This is a genomic window from Mycolicibacterium neoaurum ATCC 25795, assembly GCF_000691525.1.
Taxonomy (GTDB): Bacteria; Actinomycetota; Actinomycetes; order Mycobacteriales; family Mycobacteriaceae; genus Mycobacterium; species Mycobacterium neoaurum.
Map to the genome: position 1 here is coordinate 612,390 of NZ_JMDW01000008.1, position 20,378 is coordinate 632,767.

Genomic DNA, 20,378 nt, shown 5'->3' on the forward strand with positions numbered 1-20,378 from the left:
CTGCTACTTTCGGCTACGCCGAGGCCGGAGCCGCCGCATCGGTCCAGAATCTTGAAGGGACGACGATGACTGATCAGACGTTTATGGGCATCGCTGATATGAAACTGTTCAGCGGTGTGCCTCAGCACGAAAACTTCTCCCGCATCAAGGATCTACTGCCGACCCGAGCAATGGCTCCCTCATCGGCACCCAATGTCTGGCCGCAGGGTGATGCCATCACCCTGCCTGAGACCTACTCCTTCGACGGCGAATCGAGGTCGACCGAGCAGTTCCTCATCGACACCGATACCGCAGCACTGCTCGTCCTGATCGACGGTGTCGTGCGTCACGAGCGATACCTGTTGACCGGGGGTCCCGGCGTTCAGTGGTTGGCCATGTCGGTGACGAAGAGTTTTGTCTCCGCGCTTGTTGGCATCGCGCTCGCCGAGGGGCATATCGCGAGCATCGATGACGCGATCAGTGACTACGTGCCGGTGCGCCCCGGTTCGGCATACGACGGCGTCTCCATCCGGCATGTTCTGCAGATGTCCTCTGGCGCTCGGTGGAACGAAAGTTACAGCGACCCGGCCTCTGACAGCTCCCGACTTGCGGCAGTGTTGGCCGGATTCGGCACATTCGACGATTTCGTCGCCACCGCAGTCGCAGAGACCGAGCCGGGCAGCGTTTGCCGCTACAACTCCACCGACACTCAGGCGCTGGGCGCTCTGGTAACTCGGTCGACCGGTCGGCTCCTCAGCGAGTACATGCAGGAAAAGCTCTGTGAACCGCTCGGTATGGAGTCCCCTGCCCAGTGGATCGTGGACTCCGCAGGTATGGAAATGGCCTTCGGCGGCTTGAACATGACCGCACGGGATTTCGCCCGATTTGGTGAACTCTATCGCAACGGCGGCCTTTGGCAGGGCAGGCAGATCATCCCGGCGGATTGGGTGCGTGACTCTGTGACCATCGCGGCTCCGCACCTGGCGCCGGGACGGCCGCTGGTAGGCCCACAGGCCCTCGATATGGGCTACGGCTATCAATGGTGGCTCCCAGTCGGAGACCGTGGTGATTACACTGCGATCGGCGCATACAACCAGTTCGTCTTCGTCGACCCTGCCAGCCGTACAACCATCGTGAAGCTTTCTGCCAACCGCAGATTCGGGATGTCCGAACTCGAGTCCGACAGTCGTGTCAACGAGAACGTGGCGCTGCTCCGCGGAATCGCTGCACACCTCCACTGACAACGAAGGCACAGGGCTCTACTCGCTGATGCGCCCAGCGGCACCGGGCCCCGCCGGGATCACCATGACCGCTGCCGGTCACGCTAACGGTCAGTTCTTCAAAACTCTTCATAGATAGGGCAATTGATGAATATCGTGCTCTGGAGCCTGCAGGCACTGCTCGCCGCAGTCTTCTTCGGCGCAGGCCGGACGAAGATCGCCAAACCAAAAGAGGAACTCGTCGCCCCGATGGGCGAATGGGTCAACTCGTTTCCTGCACCGGGACTCAAGTTCCTCGGCCTGGTCGAGGTTCTCGGCGCCGTCGGACTGATCGTTCCGCCGCTCGTAGGAGTTGCCCCTGTGCTCAGCCCGCTGGCGGCCGTGGGCATCGTCGCAATCATGGTCGGTGCCATCGTGGCCCACGCGAGAGACTCAGCGGGGGCCAAGATCGCCATGAACATCGTCCTGGGTGTGCTCGCAGCCGTCGTCGCGTGGGGACGCTTCGGACCGTACGCGTTCTGACGGGGGACTACTTGCCCTTCTCTTTCACGGCGCTGGTGCTGAATCCGTCGAGCGGAGAACGCAATCGGGCCGTCCTGTCGGAACCGAGACCTAGGCCCGCGGTCAGGGGTCAGAGCGGTCGCTCTCGTGCAGCTGTGACATTCCCGCGATCACCCATGCCAGTTGCAGTTCGAAGGCGGTTCGGCTGCGGTCGTCGGCCAGGCCGGCATCGGCGACGGCATTTCGCAGGGGGAGCCCGATGTCGATTCGCTATTACAGGCTGACGAGGGAGCCGAGGCATCGAGGGCTGGCCCAGGCACAACACGCCCAGTGCCGATATCGACAGCACCGCTGAGGTAGCTCAGAATCCCGCATTGCTCAAAACCGCGGCGCGCCTCTTGTATACCGTGTGGTTGTCGTGACAACATCGATCCAGTTTGGCGTCAGGCCGCTTTGTCCGAGTTGATGTCGCCGGTGGGTTGAATCGTTCGAGATGCCTTCGAGGCAGTGCAGGCTGGCTCACTGCAGATTCCGCGCTACACACACCTTATGGACACTTCCTGTTGGCAGACACCGGCAAGGTCCATAAGCTGCACATGCGCCACGAGTGCGTCACGCTGCTAGAGCTGTCATCAGCAGGCCGCCTCGGCAATGGCCCGCACAAACGCCACGTTCTCCATGTCGCGGTTCGCGCTTTCCGCAGTGCTCGTCCCGTAGTGGCGGTTAGCCGAGAGCTTGACGACAGTGGTCGCGGTGTCCGGGTTCACGTACACCATTTGGTTGTAGACGCCGATGGCGCTGTAGTCGCCGCGGTTTCCGGCCGGGATCCACCACTGATAGCCGTAGCCCAGGTCCACTGCGTGGTCACCGATGATTGGTCGACCGGGTTGGCAGATCGACGAGTTGACGGTGGTGGAGGCACGGACCCATTCGCGCGGCACGATCTGTTGGCCATGCCAGCTACCGCCGTTTCGGTACAGTTCGCCGATGCGCGCGAAATCGCGCGCGGTGAGATTGAGCCCCGCGTAAGACATCTCAGTGCCCAACAAGTCCGTCGCCCAGAATCCGGGCGACTCGAACCCGAGCGGTTCGACGAGTTTGTCGGTCATGTAATCGGCGACGCTGCGCCCGGTCGCACATGCGATGAGTGCACCCAGCACCTGGGTCTCACCAGAGTTGTACCGGCACACCGAGTCCGGTGGGTTCTCTCGCGACATCCTGGCGACGAAACCGTTCAGCCCACCGCGGCGGCCCATCATGGCTTGGGTCAGGTGGTGGACATCGGAGTCCGGATCGTTGTAATCCTCGTTCCACCGCGCGCCGGAGGACATCTGCAGCACCGTGCGGATCGCCACACCGTCATAGGCGGAGCCGGCCTCGACGGGTACGTAATCGCTGATGGCATCGTCGATTCCGGCGATGTGCCCGTCGGCTACCGCGATCCCCACGAGTGCGGAGATGAAGCTCTTGGCCACTGACATCGACAGCCAGTGGACTGTGGGCCCGCCGGTGAGCAGGTATCGCTCATGGCGCAGTTGGCCGTCGACCAGCACCAGCAACGCAACGGTGTCGGTGTCGGTGAGGAACTTCTCGGTGGATCGGGGCGAACCGTCGAAGGTGTAGGTCTCGGGCAGCGCCAACCGTGGTCCCTCAGGCCACGGGAGTGGTCGACTCGAGGCTGGCATCCTCCGTACCGGCGCGAGATCGTCGATTCGGGCGAAATTCTCGTGCTGTGTCGCTCCGGTGAACAGGCCCACCTCGGCCATCGATGCCGGTCGCCGCGGACTGGCGACCTTGCGGGCGAGGTAGCGCAACGTGAAGCCCACAGCAGGGCGTGATGGCGGCATGACGGCGACTCCTCAGAGTGTCGGATACTTTCTAAACCATATGGTACTCGTACCATCTGGACCTAATAAATCGGCCGCAGGTTCTTGCGGCACGGGGGCCGACGTGTCGTCAGCACTATCCCCGCTGCTGCGGCCAGTAAACGACCGGTACCAGAGCTGAGCGCTGCGGCGGGAAGTGGGAGCAGCTCGTCGGTGCCGGCCGAGACGCATTGCCACTGCCGGATGTCATGGCGCGCAAGCAGACCGCCCGCCTTCTGCACGCGACAATCGGCGGGCCCCGGCCGACGAACTCGCCGAGAGCCTCTTTGACCTCGTGTGCGACGCGGCTCCTTGCGGACTCGCTGAGGCCGGTTCGGCGCCGACCTGAACCCTGTGATCCAAGTCCCGGGGGAGTGATGGATGAACGGCCACGCTGCGAGCCTTTCGATGAGGTTGCTGCACCGGATCTATCCTTTGACGATGACGACACAGCCTCGGCGCACCCAACAGGATAGGGTCGAAGAATCGTCGAGGCGCCTCGCTGAGGCTGCAGTCGCGTTGATCGCCGAACAAGGCTACGGAGCAACGACAGCGCAGCAGATTGGGCTTCGCGCAGGTTATAGCCGCGACATGGTGCGGGTCCGGTTCGGTACTAAGGAAGCGCTGGTCGACTCCATCTTGAAAACCCTCTACGAGGATCGGTTCACCGCTGCTCCGGCCGAAGGCGCGAGTGGAGCCGAACTGTTGCTTCAGTCCATTCGAGAACTTCGTGAATTCGCCATCGCCGATCCGGTGCTGCTGCGCGCGATGTTCGTCTTGTACTTCGAGGCGATCCAAGCCGATGACTTGCTGCGCAAGCGAGTGACGGAGTGGCTTGACACGTCCACGCGGAGCTTCCTGTCCGCTATACGGATTGGGCAGGCGGACGGAACAATCGACCGGGATCTGCCGGCCATAGAACTCAGCACGGAGTTGCTCTCCACACTCATCGGCTACGCGTACCTGTGGATCGTCAATCCTGCCGCGTTCGACCTCGCCGGCGCTCTCGATGCCTGGCTGACCAAGCTTGCACGGACCCTTCGGTCCTCCTGAGATCCGGCCGCTTTCCGGTAGGGGTGTTCCGCTCGTCACATGCCTGATATATTTGGTCGTGTACACACAAATAAGTTAGGTGGACCGCCGTGAAGAGTCGTCGTCGTGTAATTGTCTGGGGCCCCGGTGAAGTCGGCACCGCCGCCATTGCCGGCGTGCTGGCCGATGACCGTCTGGAGCTGGTCGGGGTGAAGGTCTTCAGCCCCGGCAAGGAGGGGCGCGACGCGGGGGAGCTTGCCGGAGTCGGTCCGTGCGGTGTGCTCGCCACCCGATCTACCGAAGATCTCTTGGCCTTGGACGCCGACGTAGTTCTGCTGACGTGTGCCGCGTCGGCGATCGTCGGGGGACTCGATGACGATGTCATCGCGATGTTGCTCTCGGGAAAGAACGTCATCGCAACGGTCGCGTATCACAATGTGGCGCGGTCGAATTGGGCGTCCGCGCACCGACCGGCGCCGGCGAAACTACAGGAAGCGGCGGTACGCGGAGGGGCATCGCTGTTCGGTGCCGGAGTTCACCCGTCTTATATGACCGAGCGCGTAGCGATGACGCTGGCCGCTGGCCTGGGAACGGTCGATCATGTGCGCGTTGTCGAGGCGCTCGATTTCTCCGCCGCGCCGGCCGATATGTGGGGCGGGCTAGAGGCCATCGGCTTCGGCGGTGCACCGGAATCACTCGGCGACGACAACATGCTTGCTCGCTTCGGCGATATGTATTACGCGGACCTTGTGGCCAATCTGGCCTTCGGTATCCGTGGCGCCGGTAACGATGACATACGCACCGAGACCCGGCTTGTGGGGCGCCCGGTCGCCGAGCGATTGCAGCTACCGCAGATAACCGTGGAACCGGGATGCGTCGGCGCACTGCATCTGACGACCGACGCATTCGTCGGAGGCGACCTCGTTGCCACCAACGAAGAAGTATGGTTCCTGGGCGCCCCCAATGCTTTCCGAGGCGAGGATCTTCCTTTCGAGGGTTGGAAGCAGGGACTGATCGGTTACACCATCGAGGTTCGAAACAGCAGCACACGACTCAGGAGCCAGATCGAGTACGAGATCTTGAGTCCGGTCAATCCCGTGACGCAGATGTCGGTGCGTTCCCTCATCGACGCCATCGGCCCGGTGTGCCAGGCCCAGCCAGGAGTCCTCATCGACGACGTCAGTCACCAGGTGCGCCTTGATCCACGACTTGGTGCGGTCTGAAAATCTGCCAGATTCAGCAGCTCAGATCTGATGCCTACTGCGAGATGGGCCCTTGCGTGATTATCTGGTGGGCACGTGTCGATCGCCGATCAGGCTCATGGAGAACATCGATCCGCCGTGCGCGGCGCGGTGGATACTCCACGACTCGCGGTTCAAGAGGGTCAGTCGACTTCTCCGCGGAAGCGGTTATCCACTGCTGTCAGCGTTCGCTCCTTCCTGAGAGTTGAGGAGAGGGCGAGCTCTGGCGGCAGGCGCTCAGGACGTGTTACATGGTTGTTGCCCACGTGGGCGAACCGTTCTGTGTTTGGAACGTACTGTGGCGGTTTCAATGCGGGGTCTCGGCCGCAGACTGATGCAGTTACGGGTGGAGCGAGGTTCTGCGCCTGAGCGCAGATCAATTCATCTCGAATCCACGCAGAGTTGAGAGTCTGTGTCGTCGGATCGCCGTGCTTACGGTTCGCTCAAGGGTGCGGATGCAAAGCCGTCACGGAACCATCGTTGTTCTTCGTCGGAACCCGCCGGCGGCGGGACGAGTCCCTGGATGCTCCAGAACTCCAGAGGTGTTTCATCACCGTGGATCTCCCAATCCAAACCGCGATCGCGGACCCACGGCGAGATCGCCTTGTTCACGATCTGCATCCACGGGGCGAATTGCTCCACCGGCATCCTGCGGGCGATGTGGTCTATCCATATCCGCACGAAACGGTCGTTGGGTTTCCCGCCGACGAAAAACGAACCCGGCTCCATCTCGTGGAAGGCGACGCTCACGTAGAAGCTCGGCAGATTCACATACTTGACATACAGTTCGGAGATCGTCGTGGCGAACTCCTCCCTGTCGTCTGCTGTGTAAACGTCTTTCGGGCAGTAGATGTGCCACAGAGGCATGGGCGGTTTTCCCTTCGTTGTGGTCATGTTCGGCCACACACGCCTGTGCGCGGGTGGCCGGGAGGTTGTCCAGATCTACCGGTCTCTACACGAGATGCTCAAGAAACCAGTCGCGTGCAGGAGGTCCGGTAACGGCGAAATACTTGTCATAGGTGTCGAAGTGGCCTCCAGGATGGCTCACCAGCTTCTTGGGCTCGCCCGCTTCGGCGAACACCTCACGCTGAACATCCGGGAAGGTGCAGTCATCGTTCTCGCCGATGATCATCAGTAGCGGCTTCGGCGACACGTACGGGATCCAACCCGCAGGTTCGAATTCCAGTAGATGCTCGACGGACCTCAAGGTCACGAAATTGGGCCACGCGGCGTTGGCCTCCAGTGCGGCGATGTACTCCATGAAGGCTTCATTCGTTGGTACCGGCAGAGCACTGAGTCGATCCGGCTCAGTGGTGAACAAGGGCACGACGTCTGGGGCGCCGCCAGCGATACGATTCACACGATCATCAAGCGAGCGGTCGCGGATCTCGCTGATCTGTGCAGTGGTGAACAGTTTCGTTCCGTTGCGGTGACCGCTGACATTCGGGATCTGGGCCACCACCACCCTCACCCGGGGATCGATGGCAGCCAAGACGATTGCCAATCCGCCAGCGAAGCTCGATCCCCACACCCCGAGCCCCGCGGCCTCGTCGAATTTGTCCTGCTGCAGAGCGAAAGTCATCGCATCGCGCCAATCAGACATCTGCTGGTAGGGGTCTACCTCCTGGCGCGGTGTGCCGTCTGAGATCCCGAAGCCTCGATGGTCGTAGAGCAGGACGCTGAACCCGGCTTCGGCGAACAGTTCGGCGTAATGCTCGATCAGATGTTGAACTCCGCCGAAACCATGCGCCATGACAATTCCCGGGAATGATCCGGACTCCGTTGGGCAGTATGTGCGCCCACGAAGCAACGTTCCGTCCTCGGTAGCGAACTCGACGTCCAACTTCTGAATTGCCACGGTCCTCCTAGCTGTTCCCCGTGGAGATGACGGTAGAGCATTCTGATCTTAATGCGCAACCAGTTGCAAGACACATTCAGTCAGAGCTAACGTCGGGTCGTTCAGGTCCAGAGGAAGAGGAGTTCGGCAATGCATCCGACACGCGCGGTTGATCATTCGGTTCACGGGCAGGAGAACTCGCCGATCAACGCGACGGTGTTCACCGGTCGCTGGCCTGAGCTGAGGATCGGCGGCACCTTCTCCCCGACGACAGCGACACTGCTCACCGGGCCGACGGAGGCCGTACTCGTCGACGCCGTCTTCCTGAGGGAGGACGTCGAGGCCCTGGGCAACCTCATCGCCGATACGGGCAAGAAACTCACGACGATCTATGTAACGCATGGGCATGCCGACCACTACTTCGGGATCGGCGAACTGCTGAAACAGTTCCCCGAGGCTCGGGCTGTCGCACTTCCCAACGTCATCACCTGGATCCAGGAAAATGTGGACATGCAGACGTCGCAGTGGGACCTGCTCTTCGGCGATAAGACAGTGAAGTGCGACGTGATCCCGGAACCTCTCGAGTCACTAGAACTCAAGATCGACGACGTTGTCGCCAACGTCATCGAGGTCGAACAGGCCGACATCAACCCCACCAGCATCGTGCACATTCCCGAGACCGGTGTGGTCGTGGCCGGTGACGCCGTCTACAACGAAATTCACCCGATGCTCGGGTTATCTTCGCCCGAAGAGTGGCGGAAGTGGATCGCTACGATCGATCTCGTCGAGTCTCTTGATCCGACGATGATCGTTGCCGGGCACAAGCGACCAGACTCGGACGACCGCGCGGTGCGGACGATGCTCGATACGACGCGTGCCTACATCGAGGACTTTGCGGCCGCATACGAGCAGTCCGCGTCTGCTGAGGAGTTGATCGCGATCATGGAGCGTAAGTATCCCGGTCATGGCAATCGCTGGACTCTTGAATTCTCCGCAACCCAGGCTCTGTCTCAGCGTGCAGGTGAAAACTGACATGACCTCGGGGATAGAGTGACGGGAGAGACGCCGTCGGAATTTCGCTCGGAGGGAGAGCATGGCCGCAGTGCAGCTGGGACGTTCGGACTGTCCCATCAATCTCACGGTCGAGGTTCTTGGGGACAAGTGGTCCCTTATTGTGTTGCGCGACATAATGTTCGCCAACCGACGCTACTTCCGGGAGCTGCTGGATCAATCAGAAGAGGGAATCGCGTCGAATGTTCTCTCGACGCGACTGCAACAGTTGACCGAACACGGCTTGCTGACTCGTGCCCCCGATCCCAGTCACCGCCAGAAGGTTCTGTACAGCCTCACCGAGCCGGCGATTCAATTGGTGCCCTTGCTCGTCCAGTTGGGTGTCTGGGGCAGTAAGCACACCAGTGCCAACCCAGGGATCTCGCGGAAGTTCGTGGCGTTGAATCGTAGCGGCCCTGACGCGTGGAACCGTCTCATGGACTCGCTGCGATCCGAGCATCTCTCCTGATTGCATTCAATGCTGGCGAGGATTCTGGTCACCGGGTTCGGGCGTGACGTCTATGCCGCAGTCAGCGCCAACGCCGCGACGGGGCACACCTCGCCTCCTGCGGTCCGCGGATACCTACCCGGGCCGGACGGCAAGCCAGAGCAGGTGACCCAGCGTGGCGGAGAAGGCCTCGTCGCCGGCGGGGTCACCGTGGGCCAGTTGATCCAGGATGGATGCGCGGGTGGTGACCAACATGAGCCGCCCCAGCTGGGTGGGGTCGAGCGCATCGGAGATGTTGCCCGCCCGCTGTTCGGCCGAGATCCGTGCGGCCATCTGGGAGACGTATTCGCGTACAAGGGTCTCCATTCCGGCGGCTGCGTCTGGATCCCGGTCGGCAATGTCGAACACCGCCAGCCAGGCGACGCGGTGTTCGCGGCCCTGCGCCATCAATGTGCGCACGATATCCACCATGTCCTCGGGGCCGCCCCAGGTGGGTTCGCCCCACCATCGGTCGGCCGTGGCGCGGGTCGCGGTCATCGCGGGGGTGGCCAGCCGGAATGCCAGCTCGGTCTTGCTCGAAAAGTATTGGTAGAACGTCGAACGTGATACGCCGGCCGCGTCGATGATGTCGTTCACCGCGATATCGGGCAGGCGCTGGCCCGCACGTAGCAGGGCGGCCGTGGCATCGAGGATCTGCTGTTCGCTGGTGGTGCGACGCTGCCGCGGAGCGGCCGCACGTCGGGTCGGCGCCATGGGTGAAAACTCTAAGCCACGATTCCTTGCGCGCTTAATCGAACATGGTGTACGAATAAGAAATGACAACGTCGTCGGATGTGACGCAGAAGAAGACGTTCTGCGGCATCTGTGAGGCATCGTGCGGATTGGTCGCGACGGTGGCCGGTGGTCGGCTCATCGAACTGCGGCCGGACCCCGACCATCCCTCATCGCGAGGATTCGCCTGTTCCAAGGGTGTGCAGTTCGGCAAGGTGGTCGATGACCCGGACCGGGTGACCGTGCCGTTGCGCCGCAGCCCAACCGGCGAGTTCGAGGCCGCCAGTTGGGACGAGGCGTTCGAGGATATCGGCACGCGGCTGCGCACGATCCGTGACCGGCACGGCACCGAGTCGATCGGTGTCGCGTGGGGTAACCCGATCGCCTGGAACTACTCGGCCACCGTCGTCATGAACGGCCTGGCCGCGGCGTTGAAGACCAAGCATCACTACGCGTCGGCATCGATCGACGTGAACAACTACTGGGCCGCCGCCGACATGATGTACGGCAACTCGACCGTCAACCCGTTACCCGATTTCGCGGCAAGCGATTTCGCTCTGATCGTCGGCGCCAACCCCGTCGTATCCCACGGCAGTCTGGTCACGACGGGGCGCATCCGCGAGGTATTGCGCGACATTCCCCGGCGAGGTGGTCGCGTCGTGGTGGTGGACCCACGCCGCACCGAGACGGCCCGGCTCTTCGAACACGTGGCGATCAAACCCGGCGCGGACGCGTGGCTGCTGTTGGCGATGCTGCGAGTGATCTTCGATGAGAATCGCCATGATGCGGTTGCACTGGCACGGCAGACAACCGGCATCGAGAGTCTGCGTCGCCTGGCCGGCAAGATCGACCTGGCTCGGGCCGCCGCGGAGACCGGTATCGACGTCGAAACCATCACCGAGCTGGCACGGGCGCTTGCCGGCGCTCCGGCCGCCAGCGTGTACGGCCGCTGCGGTGCGTCGTTGGGGCAGTACTCCACGCTGGTCAAGTACCTGCTTGACGCGCTGGCCATCGTCACCGGGAACTTCGACCGACGCGGTGGCATGGTCCTGGGCGATCCGATGGTGGATTTCGAAACGCTCGGTGCGCGGTTCGGGATCGCGGGGAGGGGGCGCTGGACGACGCGCGTGGACGGCGTTCCCGAGGTGATGGGAACCGCGCCGTTGGCCTGTCTGCCGCGCGAGATCACCACGCCGGGGCGCGGCCAGCTGCGGGCTCTTATCGCGATGTCGAGCAACATGGTCACCAGCGCACCCGAAAGCTCGACCACCGCCGATGCCTTGGCGCAACTGGATCTGATGGTGTCGCTGGACCCCTACGTCACCGAGACCTCGCGGCTGGCGCATTGGATCCTCCCGCCGACGCTGTGGCTGGAACGCGAGCAACTCCCGGTGTTCACCCAGGCGCAGTCCACCGTGCCCAATGCCCAATGGGTGAAGCCGATTCTGCCGCCACGAGGGCAGTCCCGCGACGATTGGTGGATTCTCGACCAGATCGCGCGGCGTATTGGCATCGTTCCGTCGGTGGCTCCTGCCGCGAGAGTACTGGGACGGTTGGGATTCCGTCCGTCGCCGTCGACCATCACCGACTGGGTGCTGCGTACCGGGCGCCACGGTGACCTGTTCGGCCTACGTCGCTCCGGACTCAACAAGGCCATATTGCTCGCCCACCAAGGTGCGGTCAAACTTGCCGACGCCTGCCCGGTAGGGGTGCTGGAGCGCAAGTTGCACACCCGCGATCGCCGCATCCATCTGGACATCCCGGAGCTCGCCGCCGAGGTCGACCGGATGGTCGCCGACGACGGTGAGGTGCCGGGATTTCCGCTGCGGCTGTTCAGCATCCGTGAGCTCCGGTCCCACAACTCGTGGCTACACAACGTGCCCGAGCTGATGGTCGGCAGGCGTCGTTGCCACGCGGTCATCCATCCCGAAGATGCGAGCACTGCCGGTGTGCACGACCACGACGACATCGTGGTGACCTCGCCCTGGGGGCAGGTGCGGGTGCCGGTGCGGGTCAGTGACGACGTCGCGGTCGGCGCGGTGGGGATGACCCACGGTTGGGGACACGACGGACTGTGGAAGACGGCCAAGGCCGCCGGTGGAAGCAGTTACAACCTGCTGACACCCAACGGCGCCGATTACATCGACCGGCCCTCGGGCAACGCCTTCTTCAACGGCATCCCGGTGTCTGTCGCCGCGGTCGAGTCGGTGACCTGATGGCATACGTGATCACCCGGTCGTGCTGCAGTGACGCGCTGTGCGCGGCCGTCTGTCCGGTCAACTGCATCCACCCCACGCCCAACGACCCGGATTTCGGGCATGCCGAGATGCTCTACATCGATCCGCAACGATGCATCGACTGCGGCGCATGTGCCGAGGTGTGCCCTGTCGATGCGATCTTCGCCGACGACGAACTTCCGCCGGCCGAGGCCGTCTACGCCGCGATCAACGCCGACTACTTCGGCAAGGCCGAGCATCCGGCAGCACCGGTTGTACCGCCGGCGACACCCACGCCAACCAGCGAAGCGCTTGCCGTCGCGGTGGTGGGTGCCGGTCCGAGCGGCTTCTACGCCGCCGCAGAACTGCTCGATGCGGGCCCCGAGGTCACCGTCACTCTGATCGACAGGTTGCCCACGCCCTATGGTCTGGCACGAGCCGGGGTTGCGCCCGATCACCAGGACACCAAACAGATCACGACGACGTTCGAGGCCACCGCCGCGCACCCCCGCCTGAACACCTACTTCAACGTCGAAGTGGGCGCGGATATCAGCCTCGATGACCTACTCGCGCATCATCACGCGGTCGTCTACGCGACGGGAGCTCCCGTCGGCAGACAATTGGGTGTGCCGGGCGAGCATCTGCCAGGCAACTTCACCGCGGCCGAGGTCGTCGGTTGGTACAACGGACATCCCGATCACGCCGACCTATCGGTGGCCGCCCATCATCCGACGGCTGTGCTCGTCGGCAACGGCAACGTCGCGGTCGATGTCGCACGCGTCCTCCTGCTCGGCGGACGGATGGGGCATACCGATATCGCCGACCATACTCGGAATGGTCTGCATAACAGCAGGATCCGAGAGGTGGTCGTTCTCGGTCGCCGCGGCCCGGAACACGCCGCCTTCAGCTTCAGTCAACTGCTGGCACTGACCCATCTCGACGGAGTCGATATCGTCGTCGACCCCGCCGATCTCATAGACGTCGTCACGCCGCCTGATCGACCACACCCGGCCGCGTTCGCCGGCGAGCAGAAACTTGCGCTGCTGCGCGAGCTCGCCGTCCGTCGCCGCAGGCACGACAGGCGAATCCACCTCAGGTTCTCGGCATCACTGCACGCCCTGTCGGGATCAGACCGAGTCGAGACCGCAACCATCATGTCCGCCGCGCAGGGTGAGTCATCGCTGGCCGCCGGCATCGTGGTGTCCTGTATAGGATTCGATGCCCGGCCGATCGACGGGCTCGCCTTCGACACCGGCGCCCAACGCATTCCCAACAAGGGTGGCCGCGTCCTCGACTCCGCGGGTCAGGTCCTGACCGGCCATTATGTGACGGGCTGGGTCAAGCGGGGTCCGAGCGGTGTCATCGGCACCAACACGCTCTGCGCCGCCGAGACCGTTGCCGCGCTGCTCGACGACCACCGACAAGGCCTGCTGCGGCCACCTCAGGACCTGCCACAGTCCTTCGCCGACACGCTCCACGGTCGCTCCATCGCCCATGTCGATCGAGGTGGTTGGCAACGCATCGACGAATATGAGCGCCGTGCGGGACGCGCATCCGGGCGTCCACGGCGGAAGTCGGTTCGCCGCGACGAAATGGTCGAAATCGCTTACCTGCAAGAAGAAATCAGACCTGGCGCCCAGTCGGTCGATCAATTTAGGAGAAACTCATGACACGCCGAGGACTGCTCACCAAGGACCGCTTCGCTCCCGTCGGCCCGGTGCATGCACCCGCCTATCTGATCGCACCCACGATCGACTTCGGTGATGTGGACATGCTCTCCATCACCTACCTGACCGACGCGGACAGTGCCGCGTCGATCGTCCCCGATGCGTTGGAACTCGATGACCAGCCGGTGGTCACGCTGTCGTTCCTGAACTACGGGATCAGCGGCGCGGGCTCCTACCGTGAGGTGGTGCAGAGCATTGCCTGCAAACATGGTGATCAGTCCGTGGGTTACGTCCCGCACATCTATGTCACCAATGAGCCGGCGATGATCGCCGGACGTGAGTGGCTGGGTTGGCCGAAGATGCTGGCCGACATCACCTTTTCCACCCAGACCACCACGCTGGACGGTCTGATCACTGCTCGGCTGGAGCGCCCCGCCGGCCTCGACCTTGCTGTCGCACAGTTCGTTCCCACCCAACGGCTCGACAGCCAGATCCTGACCGCCGCGGGAGATAACGTGACGATGAACCTGCGGGTGATCCCGTCACCGATCCCGGGCCAGGCGCCGTCGATCACCGAGCTCGTGCCGTCCACGATGACGGCGCTCTCCGGCGAGGTGTGGGCCGGTCAGGGCAGCGTGCACCTCAGCGGTGCCTCCGAATTCACCCCGTTGCATCGATTCCCGGTCGTTCAGACGCTCGGTGCGATACTCATTCGTCATGCCGATATGCGGCTGAGCGCACCCACCGAGACCTACCCGCTGTGATGCGGCAGGACCTCGAGTTCCTCATCGTCGGCTCTCGCGTTGGGATACACCTGCGCCCAGGCGCGTTGGATGAAACGGTGCAGGTGGTCTGCCGACGTGAGGTCGCTTCGAGTGCGCCACACCACATGGCCGTCAGGTCGCACGACGACAGCGCCATGATCGCCGATCTCGAACATGTCTGTCAGCGCCGCGACTGTGTCTCCCGGCGTGGGAGTCAGGGCCACCACGGTGAATGGGACCGTGGTCGGCATGTGCGCGAGGGCTTCGGTCCAGCCCACCGGATCGGCAGTGAACAACGTCAGGCCGCGCGGCGCGATCGCGGCGTGGGTCGAGGACTCAATACCGTCTGTTCGCAGGATGCGTCTGTGCGGTAGACGCGCGCCAGGATGCGTCGTGGGGTGATACAGCCCGACATCGCCGTCCGGGCAATGTCCCTCGGCGGTGTCGATGAGGGAACTGGCGTAGGAGTAGCCGAACTCCAGTCCGCTGGCGACGAAATGTTCCTCCTGTCCTGGAATCGCATCGGCCATCTGCTGGCGTAGGCGTCTGCCGCCGGCGCCGTGCCTGAGCAGCCGCCGGGTCCTGGAGGTCTGCGCCGTGGTGAGGGCGTCCGCGGTCCAGGCGATGGCTGCGGCGGGCACGCGGTCCAGGCGGAGCTTGCCGATCAGTTCGGTTGCCCGGTGCAACGAGCGGTTGGTGATGCCCAGCTCCGCGGTGACCTCATCGAGCTGGAAGTGGTTGTGGGTGCTCTGCTCGGCGAACCGGGTGACGACCGGACGTCGTTCGATCTCGTAGGTGTCCAGCAGTGCCTCGGGCGCTCCATGGTCGAGGATCGCGGCGAGTTTCCAAGCGAGGTTGTGGGCGTCCTGCACACCGCTGTTGAGCCCGAAGCCGCCCGTGTGGGGGAACCGATGGGCGGCATCGCCGATCAAGAGCAGCGGACCGCGCCGGAACCGGTCGGCGATCTGCTTGGTCATCGTCCATGTTCCGGTAGATCGGATCTCGTAGCCGGTGGACGCGATGACTTCGGGCAGGATGCGGTTCCAGTAGCGCCGACTGTCGCTCGCGATCTGCTGCGCAGCGTGCAGATACGGTGTCATCAGCACGTAGTCGTCATCGGCATGGGCGATCATCACCCCGCTGAAACGTGGGTGGTAGATCCAGCTCAGCAGCGGTCGGCAGGAGTCCTGCGGGTAGAGCCGCGGCGCGTGAAAGAAGACGCTACCCATGTTGGCCAGCACCGGCCCGGTCATCGCGATACCGGCGGCGTCCCGCAGGGTGCTGTTGGCACCGTCCGCGGCGATCACGAATCTGGGGGCGAGGGTGATCGTCTCGCAGTCCGAGGATCGCAAGGTCAGTTTGTCGCCGCGTAGATCGGCATGTACGCCGCGCCGGAAGTGCACGAGCGGCGCGCGTTCGAGTGCTTTCCAGAGCACCGGCATCAGGAGGTGCTGACCGATATGGGAGATGAGGTAGGGGCTGTGCGAGCGGACTTCGTCGAGGCGATCCGGTTGGGACAGCAGGTCGATCTCACCGATGGGTTCGGAACGGACGTCGGTGCACCACCGGATGATGTTGACGGTGTCGATCGGCGGGGTGATCGCTTCCAGGGCGACGCCGAGTTCGGGTGAAGCCTGATTCCAGATCTCCAGCGTCCTGGCATTGATGACATGCGCGGCGGGATGCAATCGGGTGTCCCGTCGTTCTTCGACAACGGTGCTGGGAATGCCGAGGCGAGCCAGCAGTAGTGCAAGGGTCGCACCCGCCGCGCCCGCGCCGACGATGACGACTGTTTCAGAGTCCATATTTCACAACGTCTTCCACGTCATTGTCCGCTTGTTGGACCGGGGCTTTGTGCCCGGACGCGTGCCGGCACCGGGTTCGAGCAACCGCTGGTGATCAGTGCCTGCACGTAATTGCTCGAGAAGGTAATCGGGGTCGATTTCGGTACCGATCGGATTCTGATCGAAATCGGCACTGTTGAAGAACTCGGCGGTCTCTTGGGCAGTGGGGAAGTTCTCGGTCTGGAATTCCAGCCGTATCCCCTCGGGATCTTCGTAGTAGAGGCTGGTCGTGGGCCCATGGTTGATCGACCACACCGGGGTGATCCCGACGGCCTTGAGTCGTTCGTAGGTGAGCAACAGCCTCGCTATCGAGGTGAATGTGAAGGCGAGATGGTCGATGCCGTAGGTCTTTCGACGCCAGCGAGACAACGGGAAGACGTGCCGCAGCGGCGGCGGTAGCTTGACCAACGCCAGCCGGTGACTCTCGTGATCCCAGGTCAGAAAGGCGATTTGGTTGTCCTCGTGGACAACTCGGGCGCCGAAGACATGCCCGTACCATTCGATCATCTCGGCACTGCGTGCCGTCTTCACCACCCAGTGGGCGATGAAGTCGGGAACGAGGCGGTCGGGAAGAGCGTCCAGGTCCGGCGCGTAGGTGGTCGCCGACGCGTCGTCGGAGTCGGACGGTTGCAGGGGGCTCGGGGTGGCGCTCATGCTGGCATCTCCTTTCAGGTGGACGCGTCGACGATGGTGGTCTGCTGGGTACCTAGGTCGAGCGTCCCGGCGGCGTTGCGTATGGAGGCGGTGATGACGTCACCGGGCCGCAGATAGGGCTTGCGCTGGTTGAGTCTGACGAAGGCGGCCCACAGCTTGTCCTCCGGGAGCAATGCGGTGGCCAGCCGGCGTACCACCGCCGGCGGTGAGCCTGCCGTGATGCCATGCGGCGTGCCGGTCAGCAGGACGTCGCCGGGATTCCAGTTACAGAACTCGCTGAGCTCGGTCAGCGTCTCCGCGGGCCGGTAAAGCATGTTCGCGGTGTTGTCGTGTTGCCGCAGAGACCCATTGACCTCCAGCCGCAACTCGAGGTCGTCCAACAGGTTGAGGTCAGCGGGTTCGAGCATTGCGAGCACGGGACCGAGCGGACAGAAGCCGCGGTAGCTCTTACCCTTCAGGAACTGCCCCTGGGGTAGCTGGACATCCCGTGCGGACAGATCGTTGCCGATCGTGACTCCGAAGACGTACTCGTGGAGATTCTCGGCGGTGACCGTGGTGGGCTCCGCCACGGTGCCGTTGAGGACCAATGTCAGTTCGATCTCATAGTCGAGCAGGGTGACGTGGGCAGGACGGATGACCGGGTCGTGGGGACCGGTCACGGCCGCGTCGGTCTTGTCGAAGAACAGGTTGAACAACCGTTTGTCCGGGTCCATCCCGGATTCGATCGCGTGTTGGCGATAGTTGGCGCCCTGGCACATCACCCGGCATGGGGTGGTCACCGGCGAGAGCAGCTCCACGTCGGCCAGCGGGAGGTCGGCGCTTCGACTCGCAGCCGTGGTCCAATCGGACCTGCCCCGGTCGATGAGGTCGGCGGTCCGGGGGTATCGGCCGGTCAGCGGTGAGATCAGGTCACCGGTGAGCACACCCCACGAAGTCCGCTCACCGCGCACGTATCGGACGAGATGGACGACCATCGAGAACTCCACGTCTGCCGGGCATTCGACCGGCTCGCGGCTCAGTCAACCGTCCGACGGCAACCCGTCGCCTGGATCAAGATCCAAAGATGACCGCTCGTGACTGGTTTCTGGTCCAATCAATCCGGAGTGGGTCGCAAGACCGCCTCGCCGAGTTCTTCGGCGAGGGTCAGCGCGGCGTGCAGCTGTAACCGGCGAAACGTGATCGGCTGGCCGCGCAGTTGTTCGGCACGCTGCACGCGGTAGGCAACGGTGTTGCGGGCCACCTGGAGATCGGCCGCGGTCCCTGCCAAACTCCGGTCGCGATCGAGGTAACGCTTGAGAGTCTGTCGGACCACGGTCACCGGTTCCGCGGTGCCGGCCAGCTCACCCAGCTCGCGGTTGACGAAGTCGCGGGCGTTGGACATGTCGGTACTGAGCATCGCGACGATGTCGAGGTCGGTGTAGGCGAACCACCGGACATCTCTGGCCGACTGAGCGCCGACGCGAGCTGCCTCGGCCGCCCGCTGATGGCTACGCCGGAACCCCTCCACCCCAGCGCCTGGGGTCCCGACCGCGAGCTGGACACCGGGAGCCAACGGGCTTTCGGGCTCGTGTGCCTCGGGCCGCTCGGATGTCCGCGAGCCCCAGGCCCACACTAGTTGTGCTCCAAGGGGCAGTATCAGCTGCGAGGTACACCCCGCTGCGGAGAGCGCCGCCGCGGCAGCCGAATTCAGGTGATTTGGCTCGGCCTGTGCGGCCGGCCCGGTCCAGGCGATCACCGCGAGGTGCCAGCGGGTGAGGTCGTAACCTAGGACCCTGGCGGCCCGGTTCGTCGACACCGGTGTTTCCTGCAACAGGTCCTCGACGATCTCCATCCGCTGCGCGACCGAACTGGTCAGCCACGCCTCATGTGCGCGGGCGTACTCGTCGGCCATCTGTTTGGTCAGGATCTCCACGACGTCGAACAGCGTCTGGTTGATCCGCCGCATCTCGGTGAAGCGTCGATCCTCGGGTATGACCGACTCGGCGGCATCGAGCAATACCGAAACGGCGGTGGATTGCGCGAGGTGGATGCTGCGCAACATGTGCTCGATACCGATACCGCGTGCGACCACCTCCATCGGCCCGGCCAGAACCTCTGGCATCTGTGCCGAGGAGACGTCATCGTCGATGGCAAGCGCGTACAGCACGCCCAGAGCCACGGCCTCACAGCCCTTGGCGATCTCGTGGGCAACCGCGTCGACGGCGAGTTCAGGGATCGCGTCGGTGATGGTGGTCGCCATCGTTTCGCCGAGTTCAATTGCCCAGCATGCCGGTTGGGGTCCCAGCAACTCGGCGAGCATCTGCGCGCGATCGGGGAGCAGGGCGTCGCCTGGGATACTGCGACGTGCCCGCGGTGCGAGGTCGGCGAACCACGCCCGCTCCGTGCGCGGTCCGGGCGCTGCATTCATCGGGCCGGCGCTCCTTTCTGGCAGGTTGGCCAGCAACGATACGCCCGCGTGTGCAGTGTTCACCTATATGTGGAGTCAATCGGCGATCACGGCACGAGGACGGTGAGACACGTGTCGGCGATCAGATAGCTGGCGACCCCGAAAACGAGGTAGGCGAACCAGCGGTTGAGACGTTGCGTGTCCAGTCGGGCCCCCCAGCGCCCGGCGAGAAGAGACCCGAGGATGGCCGGGCCGGCGAAGGCGGCGGCGATGGACCAGTCGATCGGCGTACCGAGATGCGACACGATCCCGGCCGCTGAATTTGCGGTGATGATGAGCAACGATGTGCCGATGGCGGTGGGCATCTCGACACCGAGTAGCAGGACCAGGGCCGGAATGATGAGGAAGCCACCTCCGACGCCGAACACACCGGTGAGCAGCCCGACGAGGATACCGACCGGGATGGAGCGTCCCGCGCAGCGCCGCCAATCGATGGTGCCGTCGGTGAGCTGGCAGGCTGTACCGGTGCTGTCTCCGCCCCGCAGCATGCGCACGCCGGCAACGACCATGATCAGCGCAAAGCCCACGGTCAATACGTTCTGGGGGAGTTGCTTGCCGATCGTGGTTCCGACCACCGTCGCCGGCATGCCGGTCAGGGTGAAGATTGCCACCAATCTCCATTGCACCTGACCGTGCCGGATCTTCGGGAGCGCGCCGACCGCCGATGCCAACCCGACCACGATGAGGGACAGCGGGATCGCTTGCGCAAAGCTGAGTCCCAGCACATACACCAACGCCGGCACGGCCAGGATCGAACCACCGCCGCCGAGCAGGCCGAGCAGCACGCCGATAACCGCACCCAGCGCCAGCGCCGGCGCGACGGTACTCATCGCTTCAGAACCA

18 protein-coding genes are annotated in these 20,378 nt (G+C 63.7%); 9 read left to right on the plus strand and 9 right to left on the minus strand.

Annotation, left to right across the window (positions count from 1 at the left end; genetic code table 11):
• The first annotated feature begins 65 nt into the window (after positions 1-65).
• Both IC40_RS0110395 and IC40_RS0110400 read left to right on the plus strand, forming a co-directional pair.
• A complete protein-coding gene (locus tag IC40_RS0110395) occupies positions 66-1,220 on the plus strand; it encodes a serine hydrolase domain-containing protein (protein WP_030134648.1) in 1,155 nt (384 codons plus the stop codon).
• A gap of 126 nt (positions 1,221-1,346) precedes the next feature.
• The gene (locus IC40_RS0110400) at positions 1,347-1,721 is read left to right on the plus strand and encodes a DoxX family protein (protein ID WP_030134649.1); all 375 of its coding nucleotides are present in this window, start codon (positions 1,347-1,349) and stop codon (positions 1,719-1,721) included.
• A 611-nt stretch (positions 1,722-2,332) separates the two neighbouring features.
• On the opposite strand, the gene IC40_RS0110405 is transcribed toward IC40_RS0110400, so the two are convergent.
• Positions 2,333-3,547 (minus strand): serine hydrolase domain-containing protein, encoded by a 1,215-nt coding sequence (locus tag IC40_RS0110405; protein WP_036459906.1) that lies wholly within the window; start codon positions 3,545-3,547, stop codon positions 2,333-2,335.
• 459 nt (positions 3,548-4,006) lie between these two features.
• On the opposite strand from IC40_RS0110405, the gene IC40_RS0110410 reads away from it, so the two are divergent.
• Together IC40_RS0110410 and IC40_RS0110415 are read left to right on the plus strand one after the other, a co-directional pair.
• Positions 4,007-4,618 (plus strand): TetR/AcrR family transcriptional regulator, encoded by a 612-nt coding sequence (locus IC40_RS0110410; RefSeq protein WP_157837316.1) that lies wholly within the window; start codon positions 4,007-4,009, stop codon positions 4,616-4,618.
• An 89-nt stretch (positions 4,619-4,707) separates the two neighbouring features.
• Positions 4,708-5,820 (plus strand): hypothetical protein, encoded by a 1,113-nt coding sequence (locus IC40_RS0110415; protein ID WP_110783499.1) that lies wholly within the window; start codon positions 4,708-4,710, stop codon positions 5,818-5,820.
• A gap of 450 nt (positions 5,821-6,270) precedes the next feature.
• On the opposite strand, the gene IC40_RS0110420 is transcribed toward IC40_RS0110415, so the two are convergent.
• Both IC40_RS0110420 and IC40_RS0110425 read right to left on the minus strand, forming a co-directional pair.
• Positions 6,271-6,732, minus strand: a complete 462-nt coding sequence (locus tag IC40_RS0110420; protein WP_234411672.1) for a tautomerase family protein — start codon at positions 6,730-6,732, stop codon at positions 6,271-6,273.
• A gap of 58 nt (positions 6,733-6,790) precedes the next feature.
• A complete protein-coding gene (locus IC40_RS0110425) occupies positions 6,791-7,696 on the minus strand; it encodes an alpha/beta hydrolase (RefSeq protein WP_081843390.1) in 906 nt (301 codons plus the stop codon).
• Between the two features lie 129 nt (positions 7,697-7,825).
• On the opposite strand from IC40_RS0110425, the gene IC40_RS0110430 reads away from it, so the two are divergent.
• Together IC40_RS0110430 and IC40_RS0110435 are read left to right on the plus strand one after the other, a co-directional pair.
• Positions 7,826-8,707, plus strand: coding sequence for an MBL fold metallo-hydrolase (locus IC40_RS0110430; protein ID WP_042509973.1), 882 nt, complete (start codon positions 7,826-7,828; stop codon positions 8,705-8,707).
• A 61-nt stretch (positions 8,708-8,768) separates the two neighbouring features.
• Positions 8,769-9,194: a winged helix-turn-helix transcriptional regulator gene (locus IC40_RS0110435; RefSeq protein ID WP_081843391.1), complete on the plus strand. Its 426-nt coding sequence runs from the start codon at positions 8,769-8,771 to the stop codon at positions 9,192-9,194.
• A gap of 114 nt (positions 9,195-9,308) precedes the next feature.
• Here IC40_RS0110435 and IC40_RS27830 read toward each other — a convergent pair whose 3' ends face one another.
• A complete protein-coding gene (locus IC40_RS27830) occupies positions 9,309-9,926 on the minus strand; it encodes a TetR/AcrR family transcriptional regulator (RefSeq protein WP_051644307.1) in 618 nt (205 codons plus the stop codon).
• 62 nt (positions 9,927-9,988) lie between these two features.
• On the opposite strand from IC40_RS27830, the gene IC40_RS0110445 reads away from it, so the two are divergent.
• From IC40_RS0110445 to IC40_RS0110455, 3 genes are read left to right on the plus strand one after another with little or no spacing between them, the layout of a single operon-like run.
• Entirely contained in the window at positions 9,989-12,160 is a 2,172-nt protein-coding gene (locus IC40_RS0110445) for a molybdopterin-containing oxidoreductase family protein (RefSeq protein WP_030134658.1), read from the plus strand.
• Positions 12,160-13,830, plus strand: coding sequence for a 4Fe-4S binding protein (locus tag IC40_RS0110450; RefSeq protein ID WP_051644308.1), 1,671 nt, complete (start codon positions 12,160-12,162; stop codon positions 13,828-13,830). Before IC40_RS0110445 ends, IC40_RS0110450 begins: the two co-directional genes overlap by 1 nt.
• A complete protein-coding gene (locus tag IC40_RS0110455; RefSeq protein ID WP_030134660.1) occupies positions 13,827-14,591 on the plus strand; it encodes an acetoacetate decarboxylase family protein in 765 nt (254 codons plus the stop codon). The genes IC40_RS0110450 and IC40_RS0110455 overlap by 4 nt, the downstream gene beginning before the upstream one ends.
• Here IC40_RS0110455 and IC40_RS0110460 read toward each other — a convergent pair.
• The 5 genes from IC40_RS0110460 to IC40_RS0110480 all read right to left on the minus strand — a co-directional run bounded on the left by IC40_RS0110460 (position 14,579) and on the right by IC40_RS0110480 (position 20,365).
• Positions 14,579-16,396, minus strand: coding sequence for an FAD-dependent monooxygenase (locus tag IC40_RS0110460; protein ID WP_030134661.1), 1,818 nt, complete (start codon positions 16,394-16,396; stop codon positions 14,579-14,581). The two genes, IC40_RS0110455 and IC40_RS0110460, sit on opposite strands and share 13 nt — an antisense overlap.
• A gap of 3 nt (positions 16,397-16,399) precedes the next feature.
• The gene (locus IC40_RS0110465; RefSeq protein ID WP_030134662.1) at positions 16,400-17,089 is read right to left on the minus strand and encodes a VOC family protein; all 690 of its coding nucleotides are present in this window, start codon (positions 17,087-17,089) and stop codon (positions 16,400-16,402) included.
• A gap of 14 nt (positions 17,090-17,103) precedes the next feature.
• Positions 17,104-18,063, minus strand: coding sequence for a fumarylacetoacetate hydrolase family protein (locus tag IC40_RS0110470; RefSeq protein WP_030134663.1), 960 nt, complete (start codon positions 18,061-18,063; stop codon positions 17,104-17,106).
• Positions 18,064-18,182: 119 nt separating this feature from the next.
• Positions 18,183-19,496 carry a PucR family transcriptional regulator gene (locus IC40_RS0110475; protein WP_030134664.1) on the minus strand — a complete coding sequence of 438 codons (1,314 nt, stop codon included), beginning with the start codon at positions 19,494-19,496 and terminating at the stop codon, positions 18,183-18,185.
• An 86-nt stretch (positions 19,497-19,582) separates the two neighbouring features.
• Positions 19,583-20,365 (minus strand): sulfite exporter TauE/SafE family protein, encoded by a 783-nt coding sequence (locus tag IC40_RS0110480; RefSeq protein WP_030134665.1) that lies wholly within the window; start codon positions 20,363-20,365, stop codon positions 19,583-19,585.
• Positions 20,366-20,378 lie beyond the last annotated feature (13 nt).